This window comes from Aliarcobacter skirrowii CCUG 10374 (assembly GCF_003544835.1).
GTDB lineage: Bacteria > Campylobacterota > Campylobacteria > Campylobacterales > Arcobacteraceae > Aliarcobacter > Aliarcobacter skirrowii.
Window position 1 is genome coordinate 110,828 of sequence record NZ_CP032099.1, and the last position, 12,143, is coordinate 122,970.

Annotated in this window: 14 protein-coding genes; 8 read left to right on the plus strand and 6 right to left on the minus strand. The window is 27.8% G+C overall.

Annotation, left to right across the window (positions count from 1 at the left end; translation table 11 throughout):
• Positions 1-20: 20 nt before the first annotated feature.
• Genes ASKIR_RS00585 through ASKIR_RS00605 form a run of 5 tightly spaced genes read right to left on the minus strand, consistent with a single transcriptional unit; the run spans position 21 to position 4,880 of the window.
• Complete coding sequence (locus tag ASKIR_RS00585; RefSeq protein WP_066351985.1) at positions 21-1,115, minus strand: carbamoyl phosphate synthase small subunit; 1,095 nt, start codon at positions 1,113-1,115, stop codon at positions 21-23.
• Positions 1,115-1,666 carry a DUF507 family protein gene (locus ASKIR_RS00590; protein ID WP_066160342.1) on the minus strand — a complete coding sequence of 184 codons (552 nt, stop codon included), beginning with the start codon at positions 1,664-1,666 and terminating at the stop codon, positions 1,115-1,117. Before ASKIR_RS00590 ends, ASKIR_RS00585 begins: the two co-directional genes overlap by 1 nt.
• 2 nt (positions 1,667-1,668) lie before the next feature.
• On the minus strand, positions 1,669-2,919 hold the full coding sequence (locus tag ASKIR_RS00595; RefSeq protein WP_066351984.1) for an adenylosuccinate synthase: 1,251 nt from the start codon (positions 2,917-2,919) through the stop codon (positions 1,669-1,671).
• Positions 2,920-2,921: 2 nt separating this feature from the next.
• Positions 2,922-3,767, minus strand: a complete 846-nt coding sequence (locus ASKIR_RS00600) for an ATP phosphoribosyltransferase regulatory subunit (RefSeq protein ID WP_066160349.1) — start codon at positions 3,765-3,767, stop codon at positions 2,922-2,924.
• Positions 3,768-3,773: 6 nt separating this feature from the next.
• A complete protein-coding gene (locus tag ASKIR_RS00605) occupies positions 3,774-4,880 on the minus strand; it encodes a pyridoxal-phosphate-dependent aminotransferase family protein (RefSeq protein ID WP_066351983.1) in 1,107 nt (368 codons plus the stop codon).
• 174 nt (positions 4,881-5,054) lie between these two features.
• Here ASKIR_RS00605 and ASKIR_RS00610 point away from each other — a divergent pair, with 174 nt between their 5' ends.
• From ASKIR_RS00610 to ASKIR_RS00635, 6 genes are read left to right on the plus strand one after another with little or no spacing between them, the layout of a single operon-like run.
• The gene (locus tag ASKIR_RS00610; protein WP_228137905.1) at positions 5,055-5,510 is read left to right on the plus strand and encodes a MarR family winged helix-turn-helix transcriptional regulator; all 456 of its coding nucleotides are present in this window, start codon (positions 5,055-5,057) and stop codon (positions 5,508-5,510) included.
• A 2-nt stretch (positions 5,511-5,512) separates the two neighbouring features.
• Positions 5,513-6,064, plus strand: a complete 552-nt coding sequence (locus ASKIR_RS00615; protein ID WP_066160355.1) for a YceI family protein — start codon at positions 5,513-5,515, stop codon at positions 6,062-6,064.
• Between the two features lie 21 nt (positions 6,065-6,085).
• The gene (locus ASKIR_RS00620; protein ID WP_066351973.1) at positions 6,086-6,859 is read left to right on the plus strand and encodes a DODA-type extradiol aromatic ring-opening family dioxygenase; all 774 of its coding nucleotides are present in this window, start codon (positions 6,086-6,088) and stop codon (positions 6,857-6,859) included.
• Position 6,860: 1 nt separating this feature from the next.
• Entirely contained in the window at positions 6,861-7,553 is a 693-nt protein-coding gene (locus tag ASKIR_RS00625) for a pirin family protein (protein WP_066351971.1), read from the plus strand.
• A 56-nt stretch (positions 7,554-7,609) separates the two neighbouring features.
• Positions 7,610-7,801 (plus strand): YwbE family protein, encoded by a 192-nt coding sequence (locus ASKIR_RS00630; protein WP_066156723.1) that lies wholly within the window; start codon positions 7,610-7,612, stop codon positions 7,799-7,801.
• A 15-nt stretch (positions 7,802-7,816) separates the two neighbouring features.
• Positions 7,817-8,842 (plus strand): glyceraldehyde 3-phosphate dehydrogenase NAD-binding domain-containing protein, encoded by a 1,026-nt coding sequence (locus ASKIR_RS00635; RefSeq protein WP_115588032.1) that lies wholly within the window; start codon positions 7,817-7,819, stop codon positions 8,840-8,842.
• 38 nt (positions 8,843-8,880) lie between these two features.
• Here ASKIR_RS00635 and purM read toward each other — a convergent pair whose 3' ends face one another.
• Positions 8,881-9,876 (minus strand): phosphoribosylformylglycinamidine cyclo-ligase, encoded by a 996-nt coding sequence (gene purM / locus ASKIR_RS00640; RefSeq protein ID WP_115588031.1) that lies wholly within the window; start codon positions 9,874-9,876, stop codon positions 8,881-8,883.
• 81 nt (positions 9,877-9,957) lie between these two features.
• Between purM and coaE the strand changes: the two genes are divergently transcribed.
• A complete protein-coding gene (gene coaE, locus ASKIR_RS00645; RefSeq protein ID WP_066160367.1) occupies positions 9,958-10,539 on the plus strand; it encodes a dephospho-CoA kinase in 582 nt (193 codons plus the stop codon).
• A gap of 149 nt (positions 10,540-10,688) precedes the next feature.
• On the plus strand, positions 10,689-12,071 hold the full coding sequence (gene ccoG / locus ASKIR_RS00650) for a cytochrome c oxidase accessory protein CcoG (protein WP_109066004.1): 1,383 nt from the start codon (positions 10,689-10,691) through the stop codon (positions 12,069-12,071).
• The last annotated feature ends 72 nt before the right edge of the window (positions 12,072-12,143 follow it).

Genomic DNA, 12,143 nt, shown 5'->3' on the forward strand with positions numbered 1-12,143 from the left:
CTCTTAGCTCAATATTTTTACTATTTTACAAGTTTTGCAAACTCTTTGTATATTAAAGAGTTTGAAATTGGAGTAAATTCACTACTTAAAATATCCTTGTTTTTATATTTTAAAGCTACAGCACTATTATTAAAAAGTTTTAAAGAGATAGCTTCTGCAAGATTTTCAAAATCTTTTAGAGAATACTCAGTGTTAATTGCGTATATTTCAACATTCTTTACACCTTTTATAGGGTGGCTTCCAGATTTAATAGATTTTATCTTTTCAAGTTTTGCACCACTTGCAAGAGCAAGTAAATAGTGTCCTAATCCAACAGCAAAAATTGGAATATTTGCATTTATTAGCTTTTCAATATTTTTAATCTCATCTTGATATATATTTGGATTTCCAGCACCACTACTTAAAACAACTCCACCAATTTGTTTATCTTGATATTTTTTGATTATCTCATCAGGGTTTGTATTATAAGGTACCACTTCAACTTCAAGCTCTGCTTCAACTAGTTCGTTTAAGAATGATTTTTTAACTCCAAAATCAATAACAACAACTTTTTTATCACTCATAACAGCTTTGTTATAATCTTGAAGTTCATCATTCCAAGCACCAGACTTGTGAACATATGGCTCTTTTGTTGAACTATCTTTGATAAAATTAATCTCATCATATTTTTTAGCTTGGCTTAAAAGTTTTGCTAATTCATCTTTTGAAGATATCTTTGTTGATGCAATCATCATTAAACTACCTTCATCTCTTACAGTATGAGTTAAGAATCTTGTATCAATATCACAAATTCCAATTACATCTTGCTCAACTAAAAACTCTTTTAAGCTTTTATTAGCTCTGTAGTTTGAGTATTCATCATGATAATTTCTAGCAATTACACCAATACAATGAGCTTTAGAGCTCTCCATATCTGCACTGTTTGTTCCAGAGTTTCCTACTTCAGTAGATGTAAAATTGATAAATAATCCAGCATTAGATGGGTCTGTTATTAACTCTTGATGTCCAAAAGTTGTATTATTGTAAACCAGCTTACCAATAGCAGTTTTATCTGCACCAAATGATTTTGCTTCTAAAAAAACACCATTTTCTAAATATATATAAATTTTTTGCATTAGATTAATCCTCTTTTAATTAGCTCCTCTTCATAGAGTCTATGATATACCATATCATACTCATCTGTTCCAGGAATCAATTTTCTTTTGTAGTTTTTAAGTTTACTTAAAACCTCACTATCTGCTCTTTCAAACCCTTTTATAAAGTCATCCATCGAACCAAATATCACATTTTTAACTTGGTTGTCTGAACATGTAAAATGAATATAATCCTCCTCCCATAAAAAATCAATAATTTTGTGAGCAATATCAGAAAATCTATCTTCGTTATCTAAAATTACACCAAAATCATTTGCAAGCCTTTTTTTAGTCATCCAAAAAAGTTGCCGTCTATCAGCATTTAAATACTCAATCTCTTCCTCTTGAGCATCTAAAATCTCTTCAACTTTTTCATTTAAAGCCATCTCTTTTTCTATATCTTCATCTAAAATTCTCTCAATTTGTTCTTCAATACTAGCTTTATCTTTTCTTACTTCTATAAAGTCACAAGATACTAAATCTCTTGTAATTCTTTTGGCAACATACGCTGTATGATGTAATCTTAATCTCATTATTAGCCCCTTAAAATAGTATCGTCTCGTTCTGGTGAAGTTGAAATAATTCCAACTTTTACATTTGTTATCTCTTCAATTTTTTCTATATATTTTTTTGCATTTATTGGTAAATCTTCATATTTTCTAATTCCAACAACACTATCCCAACCATCAATCTCTTCATAAATAGCTTCAACACTATCCATATTTGAAGGCATATAATCAATTCTGTTTCCATTATAATTATATGCTACACAAATTTTAATTTTATCAAAGCCATCTAAAACATCTAGTTTCATTAAAGCTAATTTATCACAACCATTTAATCTACTTGCATATCTAACTGCAACAGCATCAAACCAACCACATCTTCTCTTTCTTCCTGTAACTGTTCCAAACTCTTTTCCAACTTCACCCATAGTTTTTCCATAATCTGTGAAATCTTCACTAGGAAATGGTCCATTTCCAACTCTTGTACAATAAGCTTTTACAATTCCTGTAATTTCACCTATATCTTTTGGATTAAGTCCAAGACCTGTACAAGCTCCTGCACTAACTGTACTTGAAGATGTAACATATGGATAAGTTCCATGGTCAATATCTAAAAGTGTTCCTTGAGCACCCTCAAGTAAAACTCTTTTATTATCTTCAATAGCTTTCCAAACCATATTTGTAGTGTTTGTTATATATGGTGCTAAATTAGAGCTATAAGTTTCAAGCTCATTTAAAAGCTCTTTTTTCTCTGGAGTTTTAATCTCTAAAACATCAAAAATAGCTCTATTTTGTTCAAAATAATCTAAAATATCATCACAAAGTTTTGCTGGATTTAATAAATCACCTGCTCTAAATCCATTACGGCTTACTTTCTCAGCATAAGTTGGTCCAATTCCTTTTCCAGTTGTTCCAATAGCTTTATCACCTTTTAATCTCTCTTTTGCTTGATCAATTAAAGCATGAAAAGGCAAATTTAAATGAGCTTTATCAGAGATGTACAATCTTCCTTCTAAGTTATCAAATTGGCTCATCTCTTTTAAAATATTAAGTGGAGAAACAACAACCCCATTTCCTATAATATTTATAGCTTTTTTATTTAAAATTCCTGAAGGAATAAGTTGAAGCGCATATCTAACTCCATCAACCCAAATTGTATGTCCTGCATTGTGTCCACCTTGGCTTCTACAAACCATATCATACTTTTGTGCAAGCATATCAACAATTTTACCCTTGCCTTCATCTCCCCATTGAATTCCAACAATAACATCTGCCTTCATAACTATCCTTCTATCATTTTTAATAAATTATCTGTGTATAGTGCAAAACCTAATGAGCTAATTCCATCAGCTTCATACATTCCACCTCTACATAAAACAAAATTTTTCTCTATTACTCTGTAATAAATATCATTATAATATTTTAAGCTTCCATAATATAATGGAGCTATTATTATATTTGAGTAATCTACCTCTAAAGATTTTTTTAAAAGTTTTTGTAACTCATCTTTTAAAATATCTGGAACTAATTTTATAGCCTCTTCTAAACTTTTTATATCTTGAACTCTTAAAAGTTTATCAAGCCAAGATATTTTTAACTCTAATAGCTTAGAGATATCACCATTTTTAAGAAGTTCAATATCAATATTTAACTCTTTTGCTAAAATTCTTGGAATTTTTATATTTGATATTTGTAAAATTGGCTCTATATTTAAAGCTTTTAAAATATTAGCTGTTAAATTTAGTATATCACTTATATTATCGTGTTCTATCCACTCGCAACCTATTTGATAATCCTCACAACTAGGATATGAAAAAACAGGTTGGATATAGAACCATTTTTTTTGTTTTGTAGTTCTTCCTAATCTTTTTGTAATAATTCTTACAACATCTAAAGTTGAGTCAGCTCTTAAAGATACTTGCTCATTCTCTTCATCTGAAAATTTAATTAGTTTTTTTTCATCTGTTATTGATTGATGTTGCGAATATGAAAAATTTGGTGTTAGAATCTCTTCAAAACCATTATCTTCCAAAATATCACAAACTCTATTTTCTAAAACTCTTTTTGCTTTTGCTGTTTTACCAAAATAAAGACGGCTACCTTTTGGAATTTCGTGTTCAAAAATCATAATTGATTAATTTCCTTTATAAAATGTCTGTGCAAAAACTCTGTTTGCAGTTCCATCAAATGTTCTAATTTTTAACTCATCCATAACCAGCTCAATAGCATTAACAGCCCAAGATGCTTCAAAATCTTCAACTAATCCCATATGATTAATTCTAAATATTTTTCCAGCTAAGTGATCTTGACCACCTGCAATATCAACATTGTATTTTGTTTTTAAAAGTTTTCTAATCTCATTTGATTGTTCTGTATAAACAGTTGTCATAGCATTTGCAGGATTTTTTGGATAAATTTCAAATCCTATTGCTTTTAAAGCTTCTTGAGTAGCTTTTGCTCTTAAAGCTGTTTGTTTATAAAGATTTTCAAATCCAATCTCTTTAAACTTTTCTAAAATTGCTTGTAATCCCATAATCAAAGTTGTAGCAGCTGTCCAAGCAGTTGTATTTTTTCTTTGATTTTTTAACTCTGTTGCTAAATTAAAGTAGTAACCAGCTGGTTTTTCTTCAATTTTTGCAACTGCTTTATTTGACAATCCAATCATTGCAAGACCTGGAGGAAGCATAAATGCTTTTTGACTTCCAGTAATAAGTGCATCAATATTTGTTACATCGATTTTTTCAACACCTAAAGCTGTAATTGCATCTGCTACTATCATGATTTCTGGATTTATTTTTTTAACTTCTTTTGCTATTTCTTCAACAGGATGTCTTAATCCTCCAGCACTCTCACAAACTTGAATAAATATTGCATCAATATTTGAATCATTTTTGATTTCATTTATAACATCTTCAACGTTTACAGGAGTGTTCCACTCATTTTTTAACTCAATATAATCAATATTGAAAGCTTTACATATTTTTCCAAATCTCTCTCCGAATTTTCCAGAGTTGATTGTTAATGCTTTTTTTCTAGTTAGGTTTGTAATACAAGCCTCCATAGCACCTGTTCCACTTGATGCTAACATTAAAACTTCACTCATATCGTAAATTTCTAATAGAAGATTTCTAGTCTTTTCAAAAATTTCTTCAAACTCTTTTGTTCTATGGTGAATTGTAATATCACTCATAGCTTTTCTTGCGAATTCTGGTACAGGAGTTGGACCTGGAGTTAATAACATATTCTTTATCCTTATAAAATATAAAATTCAATTAAAGCTGTAAATTATAGTCAAAATTAGATTATTTTTTGGTTAAAAGAAAAAAACAAAAAAATAGCTTGACATTATTACTAATTAGTAATATAATTTTGCCAAGCTATTTTTTATAGTCAATTATTTATTCAAAGGTTTAGAGTGTCAGATATAAAATCATATAGTGCAAGAGTTCAAAAATCAATGAAAACTGTTGTTAGATTAGATAGGATTTTTAATAGAATAAATAATATTACAGAAAACCATTTAAGTAAATATAATCTAACATTTAATCAATTTAAAGTATTGGAAGTTTTGTACCATTTAGGTGATTTAAATATAGGTTCAATTACAAAACTTACTTCAAGCACACCAGGGAATACAACAGTTGTTGTACGAAACCTAAAGAGAGATGGATTTATTGAATCAAAAAAAGATGAAAAAGATGCAAGAGCTTCGATATTGTCAATTACAAAAAAAGGTAAAGAGTCAATAGAAGAGGTTTTTCCAAAGCACTCTGAAAATCTTGATGATTTTATGAAAATATTAAGTGATGAGGAATTAAATACTCTATACGATTTATTAGATAAGTTATATAAAACAAATAAAAAGGATTAGTTATGAAAAATTTAAAATTAGGATTATTGTCAGTTCTCTTATGTTCATCTTTGTTTGCAGGTGATTATGTAGTTGACTCTTCTCACTCAAATGTAGGATTTAGTGTAAAACATATGATGGTTTCAAATGTTGTTGGAAAGTTTAATGATTTTTCTGGAACATTTGTTTATGATGAGAAGAGTAACAGTTTAGTTTCACTAAAAGGTGAATTAAAAGTTGCATCAATTGATACTTCAAATTCAAAAAGAGATGGTCATTTAAAAGGTGATGATTTTTTTGATTCAAAAAAATATCCAAATATTACTTTTAAGACAACAAAAGTTCAAAAAAATAGAGTTTTTGGAGATATTACTATAAAAGGTGTTACAAAAAATATTGAATTAAAACTTGAAAATGGTGGAGCATTTGCTCTTAAATCAGGATTTTCTTTAAGTGGTTTAATAAAAAGAAGTGATTTTGGAATTACTTGGAATAAAGTTTTAGAAGCTGGAGCTGTTGCTGTTGGAGATGACGTTAAGCTGATAATTGATATTGAAGGAGATTTGGTTAAATAATATTTAACCAAATTTAAAAATATGAATCCAACTCTATTTATATCTCATGGAGCTCCAAATATTATTTTTAGTGATTTAAAAAGTAAAGATAATATTAAAAATATTGCAAAAAAAATAGCTAAACCAAAATATATTATTATAGTTTCAGCTCACTATATGACAAGAGATTTAAAGGTTATAAATCCTTTAGCAAATGAGATTATGTACGATTTTTATGGTTTTGAAAAAGAGCTTTATGATTTTAAGTATTCTATTAATAGTAGTGAAAATTTAACCAAAAATTTAATAGATAGTTTGAAAAGAGATTCAATAAATATTGAAATTGATAAATCAAGAGTTAGTTATGATCACGGAGTTTGGACTATTTTATCTATGATGTATGAGAAGTTAGATATTCCAGTTTTACAACTTAGCATTTCTAGTAGTTACTCTTTAGAAGATTTCATAAATTTAGGTGAAAAATTAAAAAAATTTAAAGATGAAGCATTAATAATTTGTAGTGGAAGTGCAACTCACAATTTAATAGATGCAAGTAGCAGTTTTGAAGTTAAAGATTATGCAAAAGAGTTTGATGAGAGATTAACAAATATTATAGAAAATGCAAATGAAGAGGATTTGAAAAATATTACAAAAGATAAAAATTTTTATAAAAATCATCCTACTCTTGAGCATTTTATTCCTTTGCTTATAGCTTTTGGAAGTGCTTTTAATAAAAAAGGAAGATCTTTTAATAGTGAGATGATATATTCAAATATCTCAATGAGAAGTTTTATTTTTGATGAAAAAGAGGTGTAAAATGTTAAAAAAATTACCAAAACAGAATATGGGAAAATCAAATTTAGGTTGGTTACAAAGTCGTTTTCACTTTAGTTTTGCAGAGTATAGAAATCCTAAAAATGTACATTTTGGAGTTTTAAGAGTTTTAAATGATGATTTAGTTGAGGCAAAAACTGGCTTTGAGATGCATCCTCATGAAAATATGGAGATTATCTCATATATTGTTGATGGAGAGATTACTCATAAAGACTCTATGGGAAATAGTGAAACTTTAAAAAGAGGTGAAGTTCAGTATCTTAGTGCTGGAGATGGAATATATCATAGTGAAAAAAATGAGAGTGATAAGATTTTAAGATTGCTTCAAATTTGGGTTTTCCCACCACAAAAAGGACTTCCACGACTTTATGGGTCACATAAGTTTAAAGAAGAAGATAGATATAACAAATTATTAAATATTGTATCAAGTCAAGATGGAGATAGTACTATTAAAATCTATCAAGATGTAAATATTTATGTAAGCGAATTTGATAAACTACTTGAATATGAGATTAAAGAGAATAGACAAATCTATTTTGTACAAATTGAAGGAAGTTCAACTGTAAATGGAGTAGCATTGGATTTTGGCGATGCTATGGAGATTACAAATGAAGATAAAATAGTAATCAATCCTATTTCAAAAAGCCATATTTTGTTTATAGAAATGAAAAAATAATATATTTTTTACTATACTTCAATAAAATTTTGCATTTTATATGGAAAGAAGTAAAAATGGATCCGAAAAAAAGGTTTGATGTAAAAGTAGGTTTAAAAGTAAATATTGTATTAAAAGCAGATCAAAGAACAGGTAAACTAACTCAAGGAGTTGTAAAAGATATTTTAACAAATTCACCAACTCATCCACATGGAATAAAAGTAAGATTACAAAATGGAGATGTTGGTCGTGTTCAGCAAATACTTTAAAAAAAAGATTAAATTATGAGTATAAAAATTGTTTTAAATGGAGCTGGTAGAATTGGTAAATCAATTTTAAAACAGCTTTTAAATGACGAGAATTTTGAAATTGTAGCAATCAATGAGATAAATCCATCTGTTGAAAATATAGTTTACTCTATAAACTATGATTCAACTTATGGAAAATTAAATGATAAATTTAAAGTTATAGAGAATAGTTTTATACAAAATCAAAAATCAAAAATAAAAATTACAAACTATAAAGATATATCAGAGTTAAATTTAGATGGAGTTGATATTTTAATTGATGCAAGTGGTCAAAAAACTGATTTAAATATATTAAGAAATTTAAAAGTAGATAAAATAATTTTAACTCATCCTCAAAAAGATGCCGATATAAATATAGTTTTGGGTGTAAATGAAGAAAAAATTGATTTAAAAAATCATAAAATAATATCTACAAGTTCTTGTAATGCAACAGCTCTGTTACCTGCTTTAAAAATAATTGATGATAAAAAAGAGATTCTTTGTGGAGATATTGTAACTATTCATCCGCTTTTAAATCATCAAAGAGTTTTAGATGGAAGCTTCGTTCAAAGTGCTACTAGAGATGTTGATTTAAATTTTGAGTTTGGAAGAAGTTCAACTCAAAATATAATTCCAAGTCAAACAACTACTATAAAAGCTTGCTCTTATGTTTTAGAAAAATTTAATTCAAATTTAATAAGCTCAAACTCTCTTAGAGTTCCAACAGATACTGTTGGAGCTATAAATGTAACACTTTTTACAAAAGAGATTTCAAGCAAAGATGAGATAAAAAATCTTTTTTTAGAGTTTGAAAAAAATCAAAAATTTCCAATTGTTTTAAACAATTTTGAAGCACTTGTTTCAAGTGATTTTAAAAAAGAGAAGTTTACAACAATAATAGACCATAGATTTTTGGAAGTTAAAAATAATATGATAAAACTTTTGCTTTGGTATGACAATGAGTGGGGATATGCTTCAAAAGTTGTTCAGATTTTAAAATATATAGATATAAAAAAAGGCTAGATAAAAAATCCAGCCTTTTGATTTTTAAAAAAGAGTTTTTATATAAACTCTACTTCTCTTTTCCCCTCTTTTAACTCACCAATTACATAACCATCAGTTGAAGCTAAAATTACATCTACATTTGAAGGATTTACTACAAGAATCATTCCAACACCCATATTAAATGTTCTATACATCTCTTCAAGCTCTACATGCTTACTCATAAACTCAAATATTGGTAAAACTTTGATTTTACTTCTATCTACAACAGCTGTTAAATTTTCTGGTAGAACTCTTGGAAGATTTTCAGTAATTCCACCACCAGTGATGTGTGCTAACGCATTTATTTTATCTTTGTTAGCTTTAAACTCTTTTACATAAATTCTTGTAGGTTCAAGCAGAACATCTTTTAATTTTTTACCTAAAAAATCATCCTCTAAACTCATACCAAGTTTTTCTAAAAGAAGTTTTCGCACAAGTGAAAATCCATTTGAGTGAACTCCTGAGCTTGGAAGTGCAATTAAAACATCCCCAGCACTTACTCTTTCAACTCTATCAAGCTCATCTTTTTCAGCTATTCCTACACAAAAACCAGCTAAATCAAAATCACCCTCTTTATACATACCTGGCATCTCAGCTGTTTCTCCACCAATTAGTGCACACTCACTTCTAATACAACCTTGCGCAATTCCTTTTACAACTTGAGTTGCTTCTTCAACTTCAAGTTTTGCAGTTGCATAATAATCAAGGAAAAATAGTGGCTCTCCAAAGTTACAAAGCAGATCATTTGTACACATAGCAACTAAATCAATACCAACAGTGTCAAATTTTTTTGCATCAATTGCTAATTTTAATTTTGTTCCAACACCATCTGTTCCAGCTAAAATAACAGGTTTTTTGTAACCACTTGGAAGTTCAAAAGCACCAGCAAAAGAGCCAATTCCTCCAAGAACTCCAGGAATCATTGTAGATTTTACATAAGGTTTGATATTCTCTACAAACTGATTTCCTGCATCAATATCAACTCCTGCATCTTTGTAACTTACCTTTGCCATAATCTATCCTTCGCTTTATTGCTCTTAAAATTTTTTTGGGTATTATAACCAAAAATCATTAAATCTTAAGGAGTATCAAAAATGAGCAGTTTTAAAAATGCTATTGCACTAACAGGAGGAATAGCAACAGGCAAAAGTACAGTTTGTAATCTTTTAAAGCTACATGGTTTTTTTATTATAGATGCAGACAAAATTGCTCATAGAGTTTTGGATGAAAATTATCAAGAGATTGAAAATATGTTTGGCAGCAAATATGTTGAAAATAAAAAAGTTTTAAGAAAAGAGCTTGGAAAAATAATATTTTCAAATGAAGAAAATAAGTTAAAATTAGAAGCTTTGCTTCACCCTTTAATCAAAGAGGAGATTTTAAAAGAGGCAAAAATTTGTGAAGAGCAAAATAGAGCTTATTTTGTAGATATTCCACTATTTTTTGAAAAGATGAATTACCCAATTTCTAAAGTGCTTGTTGTTTATACTCCAAAAGATATACAAATTCAAAGATTGCAAAAAAGAGATAATATAGATGAAAAAGAGGCTATTTTAAAAATATCAAATCAAATGGATATCGAAGATAAAAAAACAAAAGCCACTTTTGTAATAGATAATTCAAAAGATTTAAAACATTTACAAAAAGAAGTTGAAAGAGTATTGGCACAAATTTAAATATAAATCTTATTTTTATTCTATAAATGATAAAATTTTCTCTAAAGTTTTTATAGACCAAATTTATAATAAAATCTTATTTAAAATTTAGAAATATTATAAGTTTGTTTTATATTAAACTATAATAATTCACTAAAAAAGGTTGCAAAATGAGTGAAAAAAATGAAAATTTAAAACAGATGCCTTATAGAAAAAAAAGATATATTGCTTATATTATTGCTTCTATTGTATCTTTGTCTTTACCATTTATTCAAATAAATGGAAATCAAATCTTCCTACTATCTTTTGATAAAAAACAACTTCATCTTTTAGGAACAGCTTTTGATATGCAAGAGTTATATTTAATGCCATTTTTATTAATGTTGTTATTTATAGGAATTTTTGCTGTTACAGCAATTGGAGGAAGAGCTTGGTGTGGTTGGGCATGTCCTCAAACAATTTTTAGAGTAATTTATAGAGATTTAATTGAATCAACACTTTTAAAACTTAGAAGAATAAAAAACAAACAAAAAGATATTGATTTAAGTAAAAATTCAAACAGAGTTAAAAAAGCTGTTGGTGTAGTTTTATGGTCTATCTTAGCTTTAGTTGCTGCTTCAAACTTTATGTGGTATTTTGTTCCTCCACAAGACTTTTTTGCTTATATTCAAAATCCATTAGAGCATATGTTTTTAATAGGATTTGTTTTGGCAATTGCAGGATTTTTAATCTATGATGTAATCATTTTAAAAGAGGATTTTTGTGTATATATATGTCCATACTCAAGAGTTCAATCTGTTTTATATGATAATAATACTCTTCATGCAATCTACTCAAATCAAAGAGGTGGAGCTATTTATAATGATAAAAAAGAGAAAACAATATTTAATATAAAAGATTTTAAAGATCCAAATAGTGAGTGTACAGCTTGTGAAGCTTGTGTAACTGTTTGTCCAACTCATATTGATATTAGAAAAGGTTTACAACTTGAGTGTATAAACTGTTTAGAGTGTGTTGATGCATGTACTACTGTTATGGGGAAACTTGGAAAACCATCTTTAGTTCAATGGTCAAGCACAAATACTATTGTTGAAAATAAACCAACAAAAGTGTTTAGAAAAACAACAATTATGTATATGGTAGCTTTAACTTTAGTTTTAGTTTTATTGTTTGCTATGAGTAGAGAGAAAGAGTATATGCTTTTAAATGTAAATAAAGATACTGAACTTTATAAAATTAAAGAAGATAATATAGTAGCAAATAACTATACGCTATTGTTTCAAAATACAGAATCTGTTCCTTTAACATATAATATAGAGATAGTTGATAATCCTGGTATAGAGATTAAAAGATTTACTCCATTTACTTTAAGCCCTAAAAAAATGGCTAAAAAAGTTCTTATTTTAGAAACAGATAAACTTTTAGTAGATGATAAAACAAAAGATACTCCAATAAGTATTACAATTAAGGCTTATGCGCAAGAGAATCCTGAAAAAGTTGTAGTATTTAGAAAAGCAACTTTCTTCTTCCCAAGATCAGATAAACTTAAATAAAAAGATAGCAAGATTAACTTGCTATCTTATATTTTAAATAACTTCTTATCAATATTTAGATAAAATCACAGC